Source organism: Terasakiella sp., from assembly GCF_048267425.1.
Taxonomy (GTDB): Bacteria; Pseudomonadota; Alphaproteobacteria; order Rhodospirillales; family Terasakiellaceae; genus Terasakiella.
This window is the reverse complement of sequence record NZ_JBLWXN010000003.1, coordinates 318,721-339,124: the sequence shown is the minus strand read 5'-3', so window position 1 is coordinate 339,124 and position 20,404 is coordinate 318,721. Positions and strand designations below refer to the sequence as shown.

Annotated in this window: 20 protein-coding genes; 13 read left to right on the top strand and 7 right to left on the bottom strand. The window is 46.1% G+C overall.

Annotated elements, in window-relative coordinates:
- Positions 1–513: hypothetical protein (locus ACN0VA_RS07770; protein ID WP_417820598.1), on the top strand; the 513-nt coding region annotated here is incomplete at its 5' end.
- Positions 514–734: 221 nt separating this feature from the next.
- On the opposite strand, the gene ndk is transcribed toward ACN0VA_RS07770, so the two are convergent.
- Complete coding sequence (gene ndk / locus ACN0VA_RS07765) at positions 735–1,157, bottom strand: nucleoside-diphosphate kinase (RefSeq protein WP_188661955.1); 423 nt, start codon at positions 1,155–1,157, stop codon at positions 735–737.
- Positions 1,158–1,323: 166 nt separating this feature from the next.
- On the opposite strand from ndk, the gene ACN0VA_RS07760 reads away from it, so the two are divergent.
- The 4 genes from ACN0VA_RS07760 (at position 1,324) to ACN0VA_RS07745 (ending at position 6,852) form a co-directional block, all read left to right on the top strand.
- Positions 1,324–3,210, top strand: coding sequence for an ABC-F family ATP-binding cassette domain-containing protein (locus ACN0VA_RS07760; protein ID WP_417820597.1), 1,887 nt, complete (start codon positions 1,324–1,326; stop codon positions 3,208–3,210).
- 92 nt (positions 3,211–3,302) lie between these two features.
- Positions 3,303–4,799, top strand: coding sequence for a CHASE2 domain-containing protein (locus ACN0VA_RS07755; RefSeq protein WP_417820596.1), 1,497 nt, complete (start codon positions 3,303–3,305; stop codon positions 4,797–4,799).
- 41 nt (positions 4,800–4,840) lie between these two features.
- Positions 4,841–5,254 carry a hypothetical protein gene (locus tag ACN0VA_RS07750; RefSeq protein WP_188661949.1) on the top strand — a complete coding sequence of 138 codons (414 nt, stop codon included), beginning with the start codon at positions 4,841–4,843 and terminating at the stop codon, positions 5,252–5,254.
- Positions 5,255–5,259: 5 nt separating this feature from the next.
- Positions 5,260–6,852, top strand: a complete 1,593-nt coding sequence (locus ACN0VA_RS07745; RefSeq protein ID WP_417820595.1) for a M48 family metalloprotease — start codon at positions 5,260–5,262, stop codon at positions 6,850–6,852.
- A gap of 883 nt (positions 6,853–7,735) precedes the next feature.
- On the opposite strand, the gene ACN0VA_RS07740 is transcribed toward ACN0VA_RS07745, so the two are convergent.
- Positions 7,736–8,074: a hypothetical protein gene (locus ACN0VA_RS07740; RefSeq protein ID WP_417820594.1), complete on the bottom strand. Its 339-nt coding sequence runs from the start codon at positions 8,072–8,074 to the stop codon at positions 7,736–7,738.
- A 430-nt stretch (positions 8,075–8,504) separates the two neighbouring features.
- Between ACN0VA_RS07740 and ACN0VA_RS07735 the strand changes: the two genes are divergently transcribed.
- Together ACN0VA_RS07735 and ACN0VA_RS07730 are read left to right on the top strand one after the other, a co-directional pair.
- On the top strand, positions 8,505–8,810 hold the full coding sequence (locus ACN0VA_RS07735) for an STAS domain-containing protein (RefSeq protein ID WP_417820593.1): 306 nt from the start codon (positions 8,505–8,507) through the stop codon (positions 8,808–8,810).
- Between the two features lie 18 nt (positions 8,811–8,828).
- The gene (locus ACN0VA_RS07730) at positions 8,829–9,629 is read left to right on the top strand and encodes a helical backbone metal receptor (RefSeq protein WP_417820592.1); all 801 of its coding nucleotides are present in this window, start codon (positions 8,829–8,831) and stop codon (positions 9,627–9,629) included.
- 72 nt (positions 9,630–9,701) lie between these two features.
- On the opposite strand, the gene ACN0VA_RS07725 is transcribed toward ACN0VA_RS07730, so the two are convergent.
- A complete protein-coding gene (locus tag ACN0VA_RS07725; protein ID WP_188667327.1) occupies positions 9,702–9,944 on the bottom strand; it encodes a hypothetical protein in 243 nt (80 codons plus the stop codon).
- 205 nt (positions 9,945–10,149) lie between these two features.
- Between ACN0VA_RS07725 and ACN0VA_RS07720 the strand changes: the two genes are divergently transcribed.
- Entirely contained in the window at positions 10,150–12,378 is a 2,229-nt protein-coding gene (locus ACN0VA_RS07720) for a methyl-accepting chemotaxis protein (RefSeq protein WP_417820591.1), read from the top strand.
- Positions 12,379–12,695: 317 nt separating this feature from the next.
- Positions 12,696–14,321, top strand: a complete 1,626-nt coding sequence (locus ACN0VA_RS07715) for an acyl-CoA synthetase (RefSeq protein WP_417820590.1) — start codon at positions 12,696–12,698, stop codon at positions 14,319–14,321.
- Between the two features lie 112 nt (positions 14,322–14,433).
- On the opposite strand, the gene purN is transcribed toward ACN0VA_RS07715, so the two are convergent.
- The 3 genes from purN to ACN0VA_RS07700 form a co-directional block, all read right to left on the bottom strand.
- Positions 14,434–15,084 carry a phosphoribosylglycinamide formyltransferase gene (gene purN / locus ACN0VA_RS07710; protein ID WP_417820589.1) on the bottom strand — a complete coding sequence of 217 codons (651 nt, stop codon included), beginning with the start codon at positions 15,082–15,084 and terminating at the stop codon, positions 14,434–14,436.
- Positions 15,072–16,139 (bottom strand): phosphoribosylformylglycinamidine cyclo-ligase, encoded by a 1,068-nt coding sequence (purM, locus tag ACN0VA_RS07705; protein WP_417820588.1) that lies wholly within the window; start codon positions 16,137–16,139, stop codon positions 15,072–15,074. The genes purN and purM overlap by 13 nt, the downstream gene beginning before the upstream one ends.
- A 121-nt stretch (positions 16,140–16,260) precedes the next feature.
- Entirely contained in the window at positions 16,261–16,443 is a 183-nt protein-coding gene (locus ACN0VA_RS07700; protein ID WP_417820587.1) for a hypothetical protein, read from the bottom strand.
- 219 nt (positions 16,444–16,662) lie between these two features.
- Between ACN0VA_RS07700 and ACN0VA_RS07695 the strand changes: the two genes are divergently transcribed.
- The 4 genes from ACN0VA_RS07695 to ACN0VA_RS07680 are packed head-to-tail and all read left to right on the top strand — an operon-like array spanning position 16,663 to position 20,088.
- Entirely contained in the window at positions 16,663–17,778 is a 1,116-nt protein-coding gene (locus ACN0VA_RS07695; protein ID WP_417820586.1) for a DUF2066 domain-containing protein, read from the top strand.
- On the top strand, positions 17,775–18,338 hold the full coding sequence (locus tag ACN0VA_RS07690) for a CDP-alcohol phosphatidyltransferase family protein (RefSeq protein ID WP_417820585.1): 564 nt from the start codon (positions 17,775–17,777) through the stop codon (positions 18,336–18,338). The genes ACN0VA_RS07695 and ACN0VA_RS07690 overlap by 4 nt, the downstream gene beginning before the upstream one ends.
- A gap of 1 nt (position 18,339) precedes the next feature.
- The gene (locus tag ACN0VA_RS07685) at positions 18,340–19,404 is read left to right on the top strand and encodes an AI-2E family transporter (protein WP_417820584.1); all 1,065 of its coding nucleotides are present in this window, start codon (positions 18,340–18,342) and stop codon (positions 19,402–19,404) included.
- 18 nt (positions 19,405–19,422) lie between these two features.
- Positions 19,423–20,088, top strand: a complete 666-nt coding sequence (locus tag ACN0VA_RS07680) for an HdaA/DnaA family protein (RefSeq protein ID WP_417820583.1) — start codon at positions 19,423–19,425, stop codon at positions 20,086–20,088.
- Here ACN0VA_RS07680 and ACN0VA_RS07675 read toward each other — a convergent pair.
- Positions 20,045–20,401, bottom strand: coding sequence for a hypothetical protein (locus ACN0VA_RS07675; RefSeq protein WP_417820582.1), 357 nt, complete (start codon positions 20,399–20,401; stop codon positions 20,045–20,047). The genes ACN0VA_RS07680 and ACN0VA_RS07675 overlap by 44 nt on opposite strands.
- Positions 20,402–20,404 lie beyond the last annotated feature (3 nt).

Below are 20,404 nucleotides of genomic sequence, written 5' to 3'. Positions count from 1 at the left end.
AAAGATTATTCGAGCTTTATAAATGTTGCTGAAATGGATACAAACGGGGATGGTTATAAAGAAATCATTTTAAGAAATATAGGAATGGGCAGAATCTATGATACGTCTCCCTTTCAAAATATTCAAATTTTTACCCTTGAAGGTGGGCTTGATGAGTTTCTTGCAGCCCAATGGAAAAAGGTGGATGGCGGCAGAATCATAAACGCCGATACCGGTATGGAACTCATTAATCGAGAGATAAATGAGAGGCGTGATCATTTAGTTGAATTACAACTTCACCCCAACTATGACCCTAATAAAAGAGGACTATTGGCAAACCCATATTACTCTCGAACTTTTGGGGGGGGGATACAACATCCTTTTAGTTACCAAGGTGAAGGATATATAGCCTATATCCAGCCTCGGACCGATTTTGATCAAGGTAAAATTGATATTGCACATTGGGGGCTCATTCAGAAAATCACGGAGACTTGGCGAAAACATGACATTTGTTATATCGCGCAATTACGATAGATAGAAAAAGCTAGGTGCCTGAATTTCGGAGCGCCTCGAAACTTTAATAATCAGTTCTTCAGAGTTCGGGGGCCCTCAGAGTTCGGGGGACAGTTACCGATCTGTTGCTTTTGGGCTGGTTTTGCTAGGCAAGCGTAAGCGTTAATCCAACACAAAAAAAAGCGGTGCTTTCCATGTAGGAAGCACCGCTTTTTATTCGTTTGCGATCTGAGGATATCAGATTAGCCGACGATTTCGCACTCAGAGAAGAAGTATTTGATTTCTTCTGCAGCCGTTTCCGGAGCGTCGGAACCGTGGACGGAGTTTTCTTGAACGTCGATGGCGAAATCTTTGCGGATTGTGCCTTCTTCTGCGTTCGCCGGGTTTGTTGCGCCCATGATTTCGCGGTTAGCGAGGATGGCGTTTTCGCCTTCCAGAACCTGTACAACAACCGGTTCGGAGATCATGTATTCAACCAGTTCACCGAAGAAAGAACGCTCTTTATGCACAGCGTAGAAGCCTTCAGCTTGCTTTTGAGTCAGTTGGATGCGCTTGGAAGCAACGACGCGCAGGCCTTTTTCTTCAAAACGAGCGACGATTTGACCCGTCAGGTTGCGGCGAGTTGCGTCCGGTTTGATGATGGACAGTGTACGTTCGATAGCCATAATAGGGAAACCCCTTTGTCTGTAAAATCTCTGTGAAGTCACCGGGACGGATACCCAGCGACAAAGTGGGCGCCTTATACAGCGTCAAAACGCAATTTGCAACTGCACAATTATGTTTTTCATCTTTCATGGTGAAATGCCCAAAAAATGTGCTAAAAGCGCGACTATGTTACATATAAATGATCTGACATACCGCATTGGCGGGCGCATCCTGTTTGAACAGGCAACTGTTGTCGTTCCGGCAGGTCACAAGGTAGGCCTTGTCGGCAAAAACGGCACGGGCAAATCCACTTTGTTTAAACTAATTCTAGAAGAGCTTGCACCGGATGATGGAAGCCTGAGCGTACAAAAACGCGCCCGCGTGGGACGAGTCGCACAGGAAGCACCAACGGGCAGTGATTCTTTGCTCGATACCGTGTTAAAGGCTGATGGAGAACGTGAAAGTCTGTTGGCTGAGGCCGACACCTGCACCGACCCGCACCGGATCGGTGAAATCCACGCCCGACTTGCTGATATTGATGCCCATAGCGCCCCGGCACGCGCGGCAACGATCCTGAATGGTCTGGGCTTTGACCACGAAGCGCAGTTGCGACCCTGTAGCGATTTTTCTGGCGGTTGGCAGATGCGTGTGGCCTTGGCGGCTGCTTTGTTTGCCCAACCTGATTTGTTGTTGCTGGATGAACCGACCAACCACCTGGATCTTGAAGCCGTCATGTGGTTGGAAGATTATTTAAAAAGGTATCCCGGCACCATTTTAGTGATCAGCCACGAACGGGCCTTGTTAAATACGGTGGTGGACGAGATCATTCATCTGGAACATTGCAAGCTCACGCGCTATGGCGGCAATTATGATACGTTTGAAAAAACACGCCGGGAAAAGCTCGCCCTGCAAGCCAAGGCGCAATCCAAGCAGATGGCTCAGCGCAAACACTTGCAAAGCTTCGTTGATCGTTTCCGTGCCAAGGCCAGCAAGGCCAAGCAGGCGCAAAGCCGCGTGAAAATGCTGGAAAAAATGGAACCGATTGCATCGGTACTGGAAGAAAAGACCTATACCTTTGATTTCCCGGACCCGGAACCGCTGTCTTCGCCCTTAATCGCGATGGAAGAGGTCGATGTTGGGTATGAAGAAAATAAACCGATCCTGAAGAAACTGTCTTTACGCATTGATATGGATGACCGTATCGCCCTTTTAGGGGCCAACGGCAATGGTAAATCCACATTGGTTAAACTGCTGGCCAACCGCCTTGCGCCAATGGAAGGGAGCTTGCGCAAATCCAGTAAGTTAAAAGTTGGCTATTTCGCTCAACATCAAACCGATGAACTGAACGTACAAAAAACACCGTTTGACCATATGGCCGCCTTGATGCCGGATGCGGTGGAGTCCAAAGTGCGTGCGCAACTGGGGCGTTTTGGGTTCGAAGGCAACAAAGCCGATAGCAAAATTGAAAAATTGTCCGGTGGCGAAAAAGCCCGCTTGCTGTTTGCGCTGATGAGCTTCGAGGCCCCGCACATTATGTTTCTCGATGAACCGACCAACCATTTGGATGTGGATTCCCGCGAAGCCCTTGTGCAAGCCATCAATACCTATGACGGGGCGGTTGTGATTGTTTCGCATGATCCACACTTGCTGGAACTAACCTGTGATCGCCTGTGGATTGTGGAAAAAGGGGATTGTAAAGACTTTGATGGGGATTTGGCGGAATATAAACGCCAATTGATTGAAGCGCGTCGCGGCGACAAGAAAAACAACACCAACACTGATCAAAACAGCGCGGCCAATCAAAAAAAGGCCAGTCGCCAAGATCGTGCCGCCCAACGCGCGGCCCAAGCCCCTTTGCGCAAAAAAGCCAAAGAGGCGGAAAAACGCGTCGAAAAGTACACGCAGGAAAAAGAAAAACTGGAAGCCAAACTCGCTGACCCCAAGGTTTATGAGGGGCCGAGCGATAAGCTGCAAGCCTTGCAAATCAAGCTTGGCGAGATCAACAATCAACTGGAAGAAGCCGAAATGGAATGGCTGGAAGCTGCGGAAGCGTTGGAAGAGGCTAACGCTTGAATTTCTAACAATTTCGCGTTGCATTAAGGGGGCATCGCCTCTACAATCCGGGTCGTTGTATCGGGCAATACAATCGAAGGGGCATGTGGGGCGTGGCATCTAATCCTATTTTTTTTGTCAGATGGTTTTATGACGTTCAAAAATATATTCAAAAGGAAACAACGCGCTGGACCATAATCAGAGGTTTTCTTGTTGCCCTTGGCGCATCTCTTATATCAATTCTTGATCCTGTTGGGCTGACCAGTGCAACAGACCAACAGTCTATTTCTGCCTATAACCGGATTACATCGCCATTCTATAATAACGAGAAAAGTGGTGGAATATCTATCTTATTGATTGATGAAAGTACGATTAACGCTGCGAAAGCGAATAATCACGAGATTGGTTACCTCAACTATCCGCCGACTTTACGCCAATATGCAGATATTTTGTACAATGTCGCCAAACTGCGCCCAAAAGCTATTTTTATAGATATGTTGCTTTTGGATCCTCGGGGGGACGCTCAAGAACAAGTGCATCTTGAAAACACTTTGAAGAGAATAAAACGTGCCGGGGTTGACGTTTATTTTCCCAATCCAAACCTGCATACCCGCACATGGAATGGTCAGGATTGCACGTCACAGAGCTTGAAGAATATCGGCAATATCGATCAAATCTCAACAGCTTCACCTTTTGTCAGGTTTCAAGGTTATGATCGTTATTACCCCCTTGTTGGGTATCAGGCGTGCAATAATGAAATTGGTTATTCACCGGCGCTTAGACTCTATTATGACCAATGTCAGAAAGAAGGGAATTGTACGTCCTCAATTTTGGAGAGTGCCTCTCAGGTCTTTTCAGACCCTATGGATATTCAATGGGGGAATGGATTAGCACAGTTAAATATAAAATACCCTTTTTATAACCAAGATTGTCAGGAGCATCCGGCAGACTTTAATGGGAGGCTCGCTCGGTCAATACGTTATTTGGCAGAAGCAATACTAAATAAATTTCTGTCGGTTTCTTCTCAAAAAGGCTGTTTTTTCCATTCCCTCATTCCAATGTTGGATTTTCTGAAATTTCAAAAATCATCCGACCTGACTAAGAAAAAGATCGCTGGCGAGTTTGTCGCCAATAAGGTCGTCATGATCGGGGCTTCTCTCATTGGAAATGAAGATTTAACGCAGTCACCAACGATTGCACAGGTCCCCGGTGTCGTCGCTCACGCTATGGCCTACGATAATTTGCGTACCTATGGAACAGAATATTATCGTCCTGCTGAAAAGCTATTTTGGCATATAGATGCGACCACTCTGGTTGAATTTTGTTTAACAATTTTTATTATTATTGTTGAGGCATTGATTATTAAATCGATCGTGTCAAATACCAAGCAATCCCCATATAAGCTGCTTCTTAAAATGGCTTTTTTAAGCCTGCTTGTATTCTTAACTATTTTTTCGGCAGAAATCGCTTTTGTCAGTTGGTGGAATTTTGAACCTGTGAACTGGCTGGGGGTTTCCATGCTTGCGCTCACCTTTATTGGTGTTTTGACCGTTAATGCCCTTAAGAGCATATTCTCGTTTAGGTTTAATGAACCGAATCAAACTAAATGAAAGAGCGGCATGCTCTTTTACCGAATAAAATGAGGTTAAAAATGAAAAAAATACTCTTGATCGGACTGCTTCTCTTGTCTGCGTCCTTTTTAGGGGGACACTCAAGCTTTGCTGCAGATGTTCAACTCGTGAATGTTATTGCATATGATTCTATAGACAATACTGTTGACCTATATAGTGATCCGATGTCCGGGGAATTTGTTACGGTGAAAACAAGTGAGCTCTTACCGCTTCCTTTTGAAGTCGTCCGTCACCCTCAGAAGCCTCATATGCTGCAGTATAGTGACAAGTTTTGGTTGCCTGAATCATTCGTCCAAACCGATGAAAAAACCATTGTCGTAACGGATATGAATTGCCTGATCAAACAACTGAAAGAACGCCCTAAATTGGCGGTCGCACGTTCCTCAGATTATGGGCAACTTGTCTCACGCGGACTAGGGAACTGCAAGGATTAAGAAAAATGGAAAAGATAAAGCAGTTTAAAACCTTGTTAGGTGCCGGTCTCTGTCTGGTATCCTTGTCCGCATGTCAAACAACGGGCCAGACAAATCCAATTTACGACAAAATTCCCGGTAAGATGCAAGCCTCGGTTAAGGAAAGGCAAAACCCTGAATTAGAAGAAAATTTTTTAACAAAATTTTTGGATGGGATTGATTTTAAAGGGGATCTGGCTAAAAAAGATTACAAGTTCTCAAAGGACGTGAAGGCTCTTAAACAAAAAGAGAAAAGCTTAGGGCTTACAGGTAATAGGCAAGATTTTGAAAAAGCTGTTTTAAGACTTCATGATGAAAGCTCTCTTGTCGGTCCAGGTTATGACTATTTAAAAAAATATATCAATAGAGTCGCCAACAAGTTGCTGCAACATTATTCCGAAGCACATATTGATCCGCCTGTAACTTTTTTAATTACAGATAAAAATTATTATACGGCGAGGATGTCGACGTTTAACTTGCTGACCCTTCCAACCGGCACGCTTTTAAACATTGCGAGTGAGGATGAACTCGCTGCGATCTTGGCGCATGAAATGTCTCATTCAATTTTCCGTCACATGAATTCCGAGGTTTGGGAAAAATTAGCGGCTAAAGGTGTGCGCTCTGGTCTTTACACACTAGGTGCATTGATTTCGAATAAGCTAGGTGTGGATGCCACAGCCACCGGAATCGTCACCAGTTTAATTGATGATCCGGTCAGCGATTATTATACGAACGTACTGGCATATGAACACAAACGTGAAGATGAGCTTGAAGCGGATCTTCTGGCGGTTGATATGCTTTATAACGCAGGTTACAACTGGAACAGTGTCTTAACATATATCAAAAAAGTCTCTGCCCAGACACCACACAATGAAGCTGAAGAGACAGCAAAAGGGTGGTTCCGTTCCTATGCCTTTAGCCATCCGAGCGGGAAAGTCCGCTACCAGAATGCAAAATATTATATTCAAAAAGAATACCGTCGCGAAATTGTGAATCTTCCTCGTCTCAAGACCGAGGCCTATCAGAGGCATGTCTTCCAAGGTGTCGGTTTTAAAGCCATTGAACGCCGCCTCTATTTTAACCAAGCGCGCTTAGCCTTTGAAAAGAAAGACCTGAAAACAGCTGAACAAAAAATCCGCCTTTCTTTACGAGGGAAAGTAAACGATCCCGACTCTACAATTCGTCTCCTGTTTTATAAAATAAGGAAAGCGCAGGGTAAAAATAACAAAGCTATTAAAAATCTGGAAATTGCCGCAAATGGACCAGAGCCCACTTATGAGGTTTTTGACATTTTGCTGCGGGAATACGAAAATATAAAAATGTGGGATAAAGCGATTGTTGCGCATAAGCTTGCCAAACGGAAATTTCCAATTTCAGAGACAAGCTATATGGCTACATTGATTAAATATCAAGTTATGGCCCGCAAAGATAAGGATGCTCTTTACACGTTGCAGGCCTGTGAAAATAATCGTCAAAACACGAAGGAAAATAAGAGAATGTTTCACACTTGCCAGTTCTCGTTTAACGATGCGATGGCAGAACGTGAAGGTCGTAAAAATATGACAGCTTCAGAGACTTAAAAAAACGGTTTTACGAGTTCTCGAATTCCGTGAATTCCGGGGTCAGCTACGAAATTATCTTTCTTGATTGCGCAACTTAATTAGGTGGCTGACCCCGGAATATCCGCGAGAACTTCTTATGAAAGATTGAGAAAGATAATTTCGAGGTTGATCCCGGAATACAGAACTAAACTACGGATTTGTAAAGAAACGAATATAGCCGTTTTTATAATCTTTGGATTCACTGTTGGGTCGCCTTAAGTGGAACGATTCAGCACCTAAAACTAGTTCATTCTTATTGGATTCTAATTCCTGAGGAGTTAGGCATAGTATGATCCACCCATTATCGAGGTATATGAGTATACCTTCCTTACATTCTTCAGATTTTTCGTATGTGTATACGTTGTCCATAGGCCGCCCAATCCATTGACCGGCAATGGTCATAAGTACGAAGCTCTGTTCAGAAAACCACTTATCAATTTTTGAAATCATAGACTGTTCCATTGTTAAACCATTCTTTTTCTAGTTCGGGGCTAGTTCGGGGGGGCTAGTTCGGGGCACTAGTTCGGGGGACAGTTACCGAATTACTTGCCTAAGCTTTTCATACCTCTTTCAGAAAATGAAGGAGAATTCCGGGGTCAGCCACCTAATTAAATTTCGAGGCTGCCCCCGGAATAGGCACTTTATTGCCTAAAAAGCCCGGACCAAAACCGAGAGATCGGTAACTGTCCCCCGAACTTTAAAAAGCCCGGACCAAAACCGAGAGATCGGTAACTGTCCCCCGAACTCGCCCCGAACTCTGTAACTGTCCCCCGAACTCTGAACTCTGCCCCGAACTCTGAACTTTCTTCCCGAACTGTCCCCGAACTGTCCCCCGAACTCCAACTCAACTCCGAACTCCGCCTTATGGAATTGGTTTATACTCTACGTCATATCCTCTACCAAGTTCGGTTGTAAGGCATTCTGCTAGTTTTTTTCCTAGTTTTATGTGCTTTTCCTTTTCATTTGGAGAAACAAAGCCTGAATCAGGTGGATAATCATGATTAAATGTTCTCTGATATGCTTGATCCCACATGGTAATATTTTCTCTCAGAGAGTTTGAAATATTCAAACTTGAAATATCAACTGGCCCAAATTTTTGCTCGGAATAGAAACCTAGTTTTACTAGGGTTTGATCTTCATCTTCATATAAGAAAATTGGTGAAGTCATATATTCACATGCGAGAACTATTTTATTTACCATATCAATATCTTTCGAATTCTTTAATTGGATAGGCACTTACGATGTAGCCATTGTCTGAAACAACCACTGTGGTTGTTTTATTACCTACTAAGTGAAGTTCGAAGTTCGGGGACAGTTACAAGTTCGGGGGACAGTTACCGAATTACTTGCCTACGAGAATTCCAGAGTCAGCCTCAAAATTATATTATTTTTTAAGTTTTGTTTACAATAATCGGTGCCAATAATCGGTGACAGCTACCAATTTACTTGTCTTCTTGCAGCTTCCTTCCTGTTTTTTTCTTTCGGTAATCGGTATCTGTAACCGACTACCTGCACAAGCGATTATAAGCGGCGTTCCTGTAAAGACATATAGTCTGGAGACTTGCCAAAGAAAGTTGTTCTCAGTAGTCTGGCTGTCTTGATAAACAAAATAATCAATCATGGGTGGCAAATGGAATATTCTCTCATTGATGAAAATGATGTCAAACGGGTTGCGTTTTACGGCAATATCAAAGCCTCGTCCCGTCACAAAATTCTTGAAATTGCCAAAGCAATGGCGACATCTGATCAAAAAAAATGGATTCTGGATGTGCATGAGTTTGACTATATCGATTCATCCGGTCTAGGGATGTTGATTGAACTCCATGAACAGGCGGAAAGCAAGGGGATTACGCTTACGATTACCGGGGCCAAGCCGATGGTACGGCGCATGTTCGACCTTTCCAAATTCGATAGACTTTTTAAAATTGTTGATTAATTAGACGGTATTCCTTTCATGTTTATAGATGCGATCGGGCAAAGCCATCAGCCAAGTCAGGATGCCCGCATAATCTCTCTCGTCCCCAGTATTACGGAATTGCTGTTTGATATGGGGTTGGGGGATCAAGTCGTCGGGCGCACTGTTTTTTGTGTCCACCCCAAAGATCAGGTCAAGCAAGTACGCAGTATTGGCGGGACCAAACAGGTCAATATGGATAAGGTCAAGGCGTTGAACGCCACGCACCTGATCGTCAATGTGGATGAAAACCCCAAAGAACTGGTTGATGAACTGGCTGAGTTTATCCCTCATATCGTTGTCACCCATCCGAACACACCAAGTGATAATATTGATCTGTTCAGCCTGATCGGAAATATTTTCAATAAAAAGGGAGAGGCCGCGCGACTAATTTCAGATTTTCAGGCCGCCCTGACACATGCCCAGTTGACGGCACAAGGACTGGAAGAAAAAAAGGTCCTTTATTTTATCTGGAAAGATCCGTGGATGACGGTGACGGGCGAGACTTATATCTCTCAATCGCTCCGCACCGCCCATATGATCACCCAGCCGCAAGCCGCAGAGGTGCGTTATCCTGAAATTGATCTGGAAAGTGGCATTTTAGACGAGGTGGATGCCATCCTTTTTTCCAGCGAACCGTTTCTGTTTAAACAGCATCATTTGGATGAATTCAGCGAGGAATACAATATTCCTGCTGATAAGCTTCATATTATTGATGGTGAAATGACCAGTTGGTACGGCAGTCGTGCCATAGAGGGTATGCGATATTTAGCGCAATTTGCGCAGAAGCTTTCAGGCTAAGCTTAAATATATATAAAGCTATAAAAGCGGCGGTCCTCATGGATGCGCCGCTTTTATATTTTATGTGATTAGTTAGCTACATGCACCACAGCAGGAAGCGCCACCAGAGGCAAGGTCGGCGAAGTTATGACGGAACATGCCTTCTTTTAACGGCCCTTTGGACAGGAGATAGGCTGCATCTTCGATTTGCGCTTCTTCAGGGCAGTTATAAACTTCGTGAATTGTGATGCCATTTGGGGCTTGGCCCAGTTCAAGGTCACCTTCAACACTCATAATTTTATTATCTTCTGTGATGGCCAAGCGAAAAACGTTCATAAAAATGCTCCTGATATAGAAATTAAGTTGGAACAGAATTAACGCCGGGGCGCAAAAAATGAAATGATGTCGGTCAACCGGCGCCTACGTTATTTTACGTAAAAAATGTACGCAGTGATGCGGATTTCCTGAGGACAACCTGCGCTGTAATCTGGCAGGATAAAAAACCAGTTAAAATTAATCGTGTAACTATGGGTACTTGGGTATGAATAATACGGGCACACCGATTCAAAATGCGGCGGATGACGACTTGAATCTAAATCGTGAAATCGGCTTTGGCATTGGCAAAAGGCTACTGCTTGCTTTTGGAAGTGTAGGCTTCCTTTGCGTTCTGGTCAGTTTTGTCAGTTGGAATGGGCTTAATCAACTGAGTGAAACCCAAAATGCGATCAGTGAAGAAAAGGTCCCGGTGATTATTTCTTCGTTGATTTTGGCGAACCAGACATCACAGTTGGTGGCTTCGGCACCGTTGTTGAGTGCGGCATCCACAGATGAAGAACGCCAAACCCATATGGATATGATTGAAAAAACGATCACGGATGCTAATCAAGGGGTGAACTCGCTAGCCCCCCTGTTAAAAGATAAAAAGCAGGCCGAAGCCTTACAGGCGAAATTGCAGCAAATCCCGCCGCTGGTGACGCGTATGAACGAGATCGTGCGCCAAATGCAGCAGATGGAAGCACGGCGCAATGAATTGGCGAAAAATCTAATTTCCTTGCGTGAAATTTCCCAGACAAAACTTGATCCCATGACCAGTGGCGTCAATATCAGTATGCTGGATATTTCTGAAAAATGGCTGGCTTATATTGAACAGGTTATGGAACAGATCAAGGCGGGGCAAGAGATTGATCTCGAAACAACGGAATTGGAAATGGCCCCGTTGGAAGTCACCAAGTTTTTAAAAGCCGTTCTGGGTTTTAAAAGCGGGGCAAATCTTTTGATCGGTATGTTGCTGGAAGGGTCGCAAAGCGAAACAGCCGAAAGCCTGCAAAAAGTCGAAGAAGGGTTTTTACAATCCATCGCATCTATGGCTAGTCCGTTGTCTGTAATGGCGCAAACCCAAGACGTTGCCGAGCTTGAAAAATTATTTCAGGAACTTCTGACATTGGGCAGTAAGGGGGATGCCACAAACAACATTTTGAAACTGCGCCGGGAACAACTGAAATTACGCAATGAAAGCGATGCCCTGCTTAATCAGGCGCGTGATGTTTCAAGTGCTTTGTCGGTTGAGGTCGACAAAATTGTTGCTGATCTCAAAAACGATATGGACGGGGCGGTTGCACAAAACCACGAGTCCGCGCAAAAGACCATGATTGCGTTGGTTATTGTGACGGTGATTTCCATTTTGGTGGTTATCCTTGTAGGCTGGTTCTACGTCTTGCGCAATCTGGTGAAACGTTTGATGATTTTGGTTCGGGGCATGCAACAAATTGCCCGTGGGGATCTGTCCACGCGGGTCAATCGCAATGGCAGTGATGAAATCAGTATGATGGGTTCGGCCCTTGCGTTGTTGCGAAATGGTTTGCGTGAAGCGGACGAACTGAAAAAGGCGCAGGAAGAACAGCAAAAACGTGCCGAAGAAGAAAAGAAAGCGCAGGCGCAAAAATTGGCGGACGATTTTGATCGGGCTGTTGGACAATCCCTATCCATTCTGTCTGAATCGTTGGGTGATATCCGTAACAAGGCGGTTTCAATGAATGAAATCTCGCGTCACACTTTGTCTGAAACTCAGGAAGTGACACAAGCTTCGCAAGTGATGACGCAGGATATTTCCTCGGTTGCAGCCAATACGGAGGAACTGTCACGTTCCATCACCGAAATCAGTGGGCAGGTCGCCAATAGTTCGCAAGTGGCAAATGAGGCGGTTAGTCGTGCGGCCAACCTGAATAACAATATTGAACGCTTGAAAGATGGTTCTGAAAAAATCGAAAGTGTGATCGGCTTGATCAATACGATTGCCGAGCAAACCAATCTGCTGGCCCTGAATGCAACGATTGAAGCTTCGCGTGCGGGCGAGGCCGGTAAAGGCTTCGCTGTGGTCGCCAGTGAGGTGAAAAATCTCGCAAACCAGACGGCATCCGCGATCGACAATATCTCAGAACTGATTGGCAATATCCAAAATGAAATTGCAGAAGCGGTTGAAGCCAACGCGCAAATCACCACCATTATTTCCGATATTGATCAATTATCTGCCGGGATTGCGGCGGCTGTTGAAGAACAAAGTGCCGCGACAGCTGAAATTAGCCGAACTGTACAAAATACAGCAACCCATGTGAACACGATTTCTGAACGTGTGGTCGATGTGGCGGATGCGATTAAAAATAATGACGAAAAGGTCAGTGAAGTTTTGGAAGGTGTTTCAAGTATCGATGATCAGAGCAGCAAGCTTAATCAAGAAGTTGAATCGTTCCTTGATGATATGCGAGAGGCATAAGCGGCATACCTAGAAACCCTGATAAATGATACGCAAAAACACCGAGTCTTATTTAAAAAGCATCGGTTTGATTGTTTTGGACAAAAAAACAGGGCGTCAGTTGAAAAAAAATGTTGGTGAGATGAACAAAAAACAGCATGGTTTTGTATAAATAAATTTATAAAAATCAAATGGTTAATATAATATATGTAGGGGGTCAAAACTGTTTGGCTGCTAAACGAGGAGCCGAGCCTGTTTCTCTTTACAATTTTTAACATTTTGATTTTAAAACTGCGTTACACTGCCGCGCATGGCAACTCAAATTAGGAGAAAAAGCAATGAGTGATGTCTATCAGGCAATGCGTAACGAGTTCTCGCTGGAGATCCCGAGCAATTATAATTTTGCGTTCGATTTGGTTGAAAAACGCGCCAAGGATGAACCGAATAAAGTTGCCTACATTGCTGTAAGCCGTGATGGCGAACAGATGGAAGAACACACTTACGCAAAACTCAACGCAAAAGCGAACCGCTTTGCCAATGGCCTGCGTTCATTGGGCTGTAAAAAAGGCGATTTTGCCTGTGTGGTTATTGCCCGTATCCCGGCATGGTACGAAGTGCTGGTCGGTGCGATGAAGGTCGGCGTTGTGTCTATGCCGGGGACAAACCTGCTGACGGCACATGATTTGGAATACCGCATCAATCGTGCAGGTGCAAAGCTGGCGATTGTGACAGCGGAACATGCCGAAAAAATTGAAGAGATCAAAGAAAAATGCCCGACGCTGGAACACCTGATTATTATTGGTGAAGACCGTGATGGCTGGGTGAATTTTGAAACATTATGCGCTGAAAACTCTGATGAATTGTCACGTGATGATGTGGAGCCGACCGGTGCAGACGATATGATGTTGATCTATTTTACATCTGGCACAACGTCTATGCCGAAAATGGTCCCGCGGGATTATTCCTATGGGTTGGCGCATGCCATTACCGGCAAGTACTGGATGGATTTGCAAGACGGTGATGTTCATTGGACATTGACTGATACCGGTTGGGCCAAAGCCGCATGGGGCATGCTGTTCCCGCCGATGTTGATGGGCGCAACGATTGTTCTGTATGATGGGGATGGCCGTTTCGATGGGGATTTCCACCTGAAATTAATCGAACGCTTAAAGGTAACATCCTTCTGCGCCCCGCCGACGGTTTACCGTGTCTTTGCCCAAATGGACCTGTCACCTTATAATCTTGATAGCCTGAAACATTGCATCGGTGCGGGCGAACCGTTGAACCCGGAAGTGATGCGCACGTGGAAAGAAGCAACCGGTTGTGATGTTTATGACGGCTACGGGCAAACCGAAACAGTCAATATCGTTGCGAACTATAAGGGAATGGAAATTCGCCCCGGCTCTATGGGCAAACCTGTTCCTGGTCTGACTGTGGATGTGGTTGATGATGACGGCAAGATTGTTGCCGACGATACCGTGGGCCATATTGCCGTTAAAATGACGGAGCAATATCCGTACGGTTTGTTCAAAGGGTATTTCAAAGACGAAGCCGCCAATGCAAAATGTTTCAGCAATGGTTGGTATTATACCGGGGATACGGCAACACGCGATAAAGATGGCTACATCTGGTTCGTTGGTCGTTCTGATGACGTGATTACCTCGTCCGGTTACCGTATCAGCCCGTTCGAGGTTGAAAGCGCTTTGATCGAACACCCGGCAGTTGCCGAGTCTGCTGTTGTGGCAAAACCCGATGAAATGCGCGGCGAGATCGTGAAAGCCTACGTGACGTTGGCGGCTGGCTATGAAGCATCTGATGAGCTGGAAAAAGAAATTCAGGATTTCGTCAAGCATCTGACCGCGCCTTACAAGTACCCGCGCGAGATCGAATTCCGCGACGCTTTGCCGAAAACCATTTCCGGTAAAATCCGTCGTGTGGAATTGCGCGACGAAGCGAAAGCTTAACACAGTCAAACCCTTTGCACGTTGTTCTTTGGCGTGCAAAGGGGCAGGCATAAAAAAAGTCCCTTGTTCAGATAAGCGAACAAGGGACTTTTTTTTATTCGTTATTTTTTAATCAGGCTGATGGATTAATCGAGGCTGTATTCAGATTTTCCACACCGTTATAGATAACCTTTTCGCCGGAAACGCGGACTTTGCGCTCAGCAATTAATTTCAGGGCCAGCGGGTAAATTCTATGTTCCTGTTCCAGCACGCGCGCGCCCAGATCGTTTGCGCTGTCACCGGGCAGGACCGGAACGGCGGCTTGGACGATGATGGGGCCTTCGTCCATTGCCGGGCGAACATAATGAACGGTCGCCCCATGAAATTTGACACCGGCTTCAATGGCGCGTTCATGGGTATGTAACCCTTTGAACGAAGGAAGCAAAGCCGGGTGAATATTGATCAAACGATCACGCCATTTTTGCACAAACCCATCGGTCAGAAGACGCATGAAACCGGCAAGGCAGATTAAATCGACTTTGTCGCTATCTAGAACCTGATGCAACGCCTCTTCAAATGCCTCGCGACCATTATATTTTTTGTGGTCAATCACCGTGGTTTTGATGTCGGCCTGTTTCGCACGTTCTAAACCATAGGCGCTTTCCACATTAGAAATCACACGGGTGATTTCTGCTGGGGCATCGTCTTTCGCACACATGTCGATCAGGGCTTGCAGATTACTGCCACTGCCCGAGATTAAAACGGCGACTTTTAGCTTTGCCATGTCTCAATACCGCTGATGTTGACAAGTTCACCTGAATCGCGTTTGACGACTGTGCCGATTGTTGTTACGCGTTCGCCGCCATCTTGCAGGATCTTGGTCAAGACGTCTGCTTGATCCGCATCTACGATGACGCACATGCCGATCCCACAGTTAAAGGTACGGGCCAGTTCATGGTTTGCGATGCCGCCAGCCTCAGCCAACCAAGAGAAAACAGCAGGTAATTTCCAGCTGGATGCATCAATGTCAACGCCCAGACCATCGGGCAAAACGCGCGGAATATTTTCAACCAGACCACCACCTGTGATGTGGGCCAGTGCGTTTACACCACCGGATTTAATGGCAGCGAGTGTGCTTTTGACATAAATTTTTGTAGGATCAAGCAAGGCTTCGGCCAGACTGCGCTCAGCATCAAACGGGGCAGGGGCGGCATAATCCAGTCCAGCGGCTTCAACCACGCGGCGCACCAATGAGAACCCGTTGGAATGTAAACCGTTGGAAGCAAGGCCGAGAACCACGTCGCCTTCTTTTACATTTGCACCGGTCAGTTCTTGACCGCGTTCAACCGCACCAACACAGAACCCGGCCAGATCGTAATCGCCTTCGCTGTACATACCCGGCATTTCAGCCGTTTCGCCACCGATCAGGGCGGCACCTGCTTGAATACAGCCTTCTGCAATGCCTTTGATGATATCGCGCCCGGCAGAAACATCAAGTTTGCCTGTCGCGTAATAATCAAGGAACAACAGCGGTTCGGCCCCTTGCACAACCAGATCGTTGACGCACATGGCGACAAGGTCGATTCCAACCGTATCGTGTTTGTCAGCAAGAATGGCGACTTTCAATTTTGTGCCGACACCGTCTGTGCCAGAAACAAGGATGGGGTCCTGATAGCCCGCAGCCCGCAAATCAAAGAAAGCACCGAAACCGCCCAATCCGTCCATGACGCCTGCACGTTTGGTAGATTTTGCCAGCGGTTTGATCTCATCGACCAAATCGTTACCCGCATCGATATCGACACCTGCATCTTTATAGGTGAGACCCTTTTGATCAGCCATGACCCAACCTTCACTAAATCCATATGAAAAGAGCGTCCAACATACACCATGTTGAACGCCCCGAACATACTGAATTACAGCCAGTTTGCAATGAAGAAAACGCGATTGTCAGGTGATTCTTTTAATTGCAGCGTTGTACGGGTTGCATGCCGTTTAAGGCGGCACCAATATTATGCCAGACACCGGCGGTTTCAGCATCAACGCAACGGTTCAAATGATAATGACATTCTTCAATAGCTTTTTGGTGGCCGAATTCGTTGACGAGGTATTCTGCAATCTCTTTTGGGCTTACACTCATTCTCATGGAATTGACTCCTTAAAACATGATGTGGGGTTGCCTCGGCAATGTCTTTATATAAAAAGCACTTCTGCGCTGCATTGCAATATTGCTATTGTGCGGTGCGGAAATCAAGTTTTTAATTATTAAAAATAAATGTCAAAGTGGGTTTAACTGCCATTTTCTTGCATCCAAGCGGAAAACAGGGCAAAACAAAAGCGAAGAAATTTCCATCAAGGGGCGGTTATGATTGATAAAATACGCACGATTATCCTGTTTGGTTTATGGGTGGGATTGTTTGTCCTGAATATGGGACCAGCTCAAGCCGACGATGTCTTTGAAGTCAATGGCGTTTATGTGGATGTCACCGCCAAAAATGTCACTTTAGCCCGCCAACAAGCGATGCGAGAAGGCGAAGGCCGTGCGTTTGATATTTTGCTGAAACGCCTGACCATGAAGGCGGACCGTGATTTGTTGCCGTGGGTGGAGCCCAGCCGACGTGCACAATATATTCGTGACTTCAGCGTGAATGGCGAAAAATCTTCATCCGTGCGTTATTTGGCGACCTACACGTATCATTTTAAGGCCGATGCCATTCGAAATCTTTTAAAGGCTCGCGGTATTCCTTTTGCGGAAACCATCAGCAAACCAGTCTTGATCCTGCCCCTGTTTGAAGACGGAACGCGCTTATCCTTATGGGAAAATCCAAACCCGTGGCGCGATGTTTGGAGCAATCAACAAACACAAAATGGCCTTGTTCCCCTCGCGTTGCCTTTAGGGGATTTAGCTGATATTTCCGGGGTGAGTGCCCAACAGGCATTGGCTGGGGATCGTGATGCCTTAATGGCAATGACGCAACGATATGAAGTCCCAAGCGTTGTGATTGCACATTTATCGGTAACGGGGCGTGATAGCGAAGGTTTGCCCAATAGTGTTGATTTAATTGTGAACCGGATTGGGTCCGTATATGAAGGGCGTGCGACCTTATTGGGGTTGGCGGCACAAGAAGGTGAGAGCGCGAACGCGTTTCTGACCCGTCTTGCCGATGAGGTCTCAGACATTGTTCAGGAAAGCTGGAAACGCGATAATTTATTACAGTTCGGACAAATGGATGTTTTACCGGTTAATTTGGCGATTAAGGGATTGCCGGAATGGTTGGCTGTGAAGGAACGTCTGGAAAAAGTTGCCGTTGTGCGCCGTGTCGAGTTGGCTTTACTGGCGCGTGATACCGTACAAATCAATTTACATTTTATTGGTAAACTGGATCAATTGATCGGTTCCTTACGTCAAGTGGATTTGGACCTGACCTTAAATGGGGAAAGCTGGTCTCTTTTGAATTTGGCTGAGGGGAACCGTTCGTGAGCCGCCAAGTCTGGCTGAATATACCGAATATCATTACCTTGGGGCGCGTATTTGCGGTGCCTTTTATGGTTTGGCTTGTCTTGGAACACGAGATCAAAACGGCGTTCTGGCTGTTTATTATTGCCGGGATCAGCGATGGTGTGGACGGCTATCTTGCCAAAATTATGAAAGCGCAAAGTGCGATAGGGTCCTATCTTGATCCAATTGCAGATAAATTGTTGTTGGTCAGTGCCTTCGTTATTTTGGGTGTTCAGGACCTTTTGCCGCTTTGGCTGGTGATCATGGTTGTGTTTCGTGATGTTGCCATTGTAATTGGCGCGGCTTTGATTGAACTGCTGACACGAAATTTACGAATGTCGCCAAATTTCAGTTCCAAGGTTAATACCACGGTTCAAATTGCGCTGGTTGCGGCTGTTTTGGGGATTAATGGCTTGGACATAGAAGGGGGCGCATTTCTGATTGAAGGCCTCATTTACATAACAGCCTTGACGACTGTCTTATCCGGGCTGATATATTTATACCAGTGGGGACAAACCATTTCGCAGACGAACGGGAATTGATATGAACGCATCGAAACAGTTCAGAATATGGGGGATTGGTTTATTAACCTTTATCCTCTTGCTTTATATCCTCAGTGACGTTTTGACACCGTTTGTGGCTGGCATGGCTGTTGCCTATTTTGTCGACCCGTTGGCGGATCGCTTGGAAGAATGGGGATTGTCACGCTTGGTCGCAACCAGTGTGATTACGGTTTGCTTTTTTATTCTGACTATTGGTGTTTTATCGACTTTACTGCCCGTTTTGGCGACTCAGGTAATCGGGTTTGCCAGTCGGGTTCCAGAATATATGGATTATGTACGAAATTTGGCAGAACCGCTGATTAGAGACATTTTTGCAGGTGTCAGCGAAAGTGACCTTAAGGAATTGGGCTCAACAATTGCCAGCTTTGCAAAACAGGGTCTGGGCGTGTTGGGGCAGGTTCTCAAACAGGTCATCAGTGGCGGCGTGGCCTTGGTTGATATTGTCTCTATTTTGGTTCTAACCCCGTTGGTGACCTTTTATCTGCTGCGCGATTGGGATGTGATGGTGGCCCGCATTGATAATTGGCTACCGCGCAAACATGCCGATATTATTCGCGACCAGTTTCGCCTTGTCGATCAGACGTTGGCAGGCTTTGTACGCGGTCAGGCTAGTGTCTGTTTGATTTTGGGTGTTTTTTATGCTGCGGGTCTTTCTGTTCTTGGATTGGAGTTTGGCCTTTTGGTGGGACTGGGGGCGGGCTTAATCTCGTTCATTCCCTATTTCGGTTCCATATTGGGGCTGGGGGTCTCGATTGCAATTGCCTTGGTCCAGTTTGACAGCTGGATGGACATTGCGATGGTTGGTGGTGTCTTTGCGATTGGGCAAATCATTGAAGGGAACTTTTTAACGCCTAAACTGGTTGGTGAAAAAGTGGGATTACATCCGGTGTGGGTCATCTTTGCTTTGATGGCCGGGGGATCGCTTGCCGGTTTTACCGGGGTGATGTTGGCGGTCCCGGTGGCGGCTGTTATTGGGGTGCTGGTGCGTTTTGGACTTGCCCAATATATGAAAAGTGCGCTTTATACAGGCGACATGTCGAAATAAACAAACAGACGGTAAATTGTGTCCAGTTCGCCCCAGCTTCCTTTGGAATTTGATTATCGTCCCTCTATGTCGGGGGAAGATTTTCTGGTGAGTGCATCAAACGCGCAGGCGGTCGCATGGCTGGATCGTTGGCCGGATTGGCCTGCTCCCTTTGTCGTGATTTATGGTGAAGCCGGTTGCGGAAAAACCCATCTGGCAGAAGTTTTCAGGCAAGCCACAGGGGCAATTAACGTGACACTGTCTTTGGACCCTTATCAGGTGATGCAGGGGGCACAAGCGGGCGTCTTGGAAGATGTCGATCAATGGGTCGAAGATTATCAACAGGCGTTGTTCCATCTTTATAACTACGCCAAAGAAAATGATGCCACGCTATTGTTGACGGCAAAAAATCCGCCAAACGCATGGGGGATCACCTTACCCGACCTTAAATCCCGTTTGGGGGCTGCACCGGTGGTGGAAATCGGGCAGCCGGACGATGCGCTGATGGAAGCGGTATTGGTCAAATTATTCAGTGACAGGCAGGTCAAGGTAGAACGCGACGTGATTGCCTATATGCTGACACGTATGGAACGTTCCTTTGCCCAAGCCCGCGAACTGGTTCAGGAAATTGACCGATTTGCCCTGTCTGAGAAACGACCGATTACTGTACCGTTGGTTCGCTCGGTTTTGCAGCGGCAAGCTTAGCTTGATCTTGCGTTGTTTCGGGTTGAGGGACTTGATTTTCTTTTTGACAAATCTCTTGATCCTGTAGGCTGCGCAACAACTTGCAATCTTTTTGTGTAAGCGCTGATAAGCCATGATCGGTCAATGTTTTATCGGTGGTGATGTAAGAAATGCCATCCAGTGCAAGGCTAAGAATTTGCAGGGCAGGCGGGGCGGCACAACCTGAAAGGATAAAGATCAGGCTGATTAAGATAAGGGGGGATTTACTCGGCATGGTTTTCTTTTTATTGGCATGAAAAAACGCGGCCCCTTTTTGGGGAGCCGCGTTCTTCATTTG

Coding starts and splice junctions, on each gene's coding strand:
- ndk (WP_188661955.1), bottom strand. CDS start 1,157: ATGGCTATCGAACGTACACTGTCCATCATCAAACCGGACGCAACTCGC.
- ACN0VA_RS07760 (WP_417820597.1), top strand. CDS start 1,324: ATGTTACATATAAATGATCTGACATACCGCATTGGCGGGCGCATCCTG.
- ACN0VA_RS07750 (WP_188661949.1), top strand. CDS start 4,841: ATGAAAAAAATACTCTTGATCGGACTGCTTCTCTTGTCTGCGTCCTTT.
- ACN0VA_RS07745 (WP_417820595.1), top strand. CDS start 5,260: ATGGAAAAGATAAAGCAGTTTAAAACCTTGTTAGGTGCCGGTCTCTGT.
- ACN0VA_RS07740 (WP_417820594.1), bottom strand. CDS start 8,074: ATGGTAAATAAAATAGTTCTCGCATGTGAATATATGACTTCACCAATT.
- ACN0VA_RS07735 (WP_417820593.1), top strand. CDS start 8,505: ATGGAATATTCTCTCATTGATGAAAATGATGTCAAACGGGTTGCGTTT.
- ACN0VA_RS07730 (WP_417820592.1), top strand. CDS start 8,829: ATGTTTATAGATGCGATCGGGCAAAGCCATCAGCCAAGTCAGGATGCC.
- ACN0VA_RS07725 (WP_188667327.1), bottom strand. CDS start 9,944: ATGAACGTTTTTCGCTTGGCCATCACAGAAGATAATAAAATTATGAGT.
- ACN0VA_RS07720 (WP_417820591.1), top strand. CDS start 10,150: ATGAATAATACGGGCACACCGATTCAAAATGCGGCGGATGACGACTTG.
- ACN0VA_RS07715 (WP_417820590.1), top strand. CDS start 12,696: ATGAGTGATGTCTATCAGGCAATGCGTAACGAGTTCTCGCTGGAGATC.
- purN (WP_417820589.1), bottom strand. CDS start 15,084: ATGGCAAAGCTAAAAGTCGCCGTTTTAATCTCGGGCAGTGGCAGTAAT.
- purM (WP_417820588.1), bottom strand. CDS start 16,139: ATGGCTGATCAAAAGGGTCTCACCTATAAAGATGCAGGTGTCGATATC.
- ACN0VA_RS07700 (WP_417820587.1), bottom strand. CDS start 16,443: ATGAGAATGAGTGTAAGCCCAAAAGAGATTGCAGAATACCTCGTCAAC.
- ACN0VA_RS07695 (WP_417820586.1), top strand. CDS start 16,663: ATGATTGATAAAATACGCACGATTATCCTGTTTGGTTTATGGGTGGGA.
- ACN0VA_RS07685 (WP_417820584.1), top strand. CDS start 18,340: ATGAACGCATCGAAACAGTTCAGAATATGGGGGATTGGTTTATTAACC.
- ACN0VA_RS07675 (WP_417820582.1), bottom strand. CDS start 20,401: ATGAAGAACGCGGCTCCCCAAAAAGGGGCCGCGTTTTTTCATGCCAAT.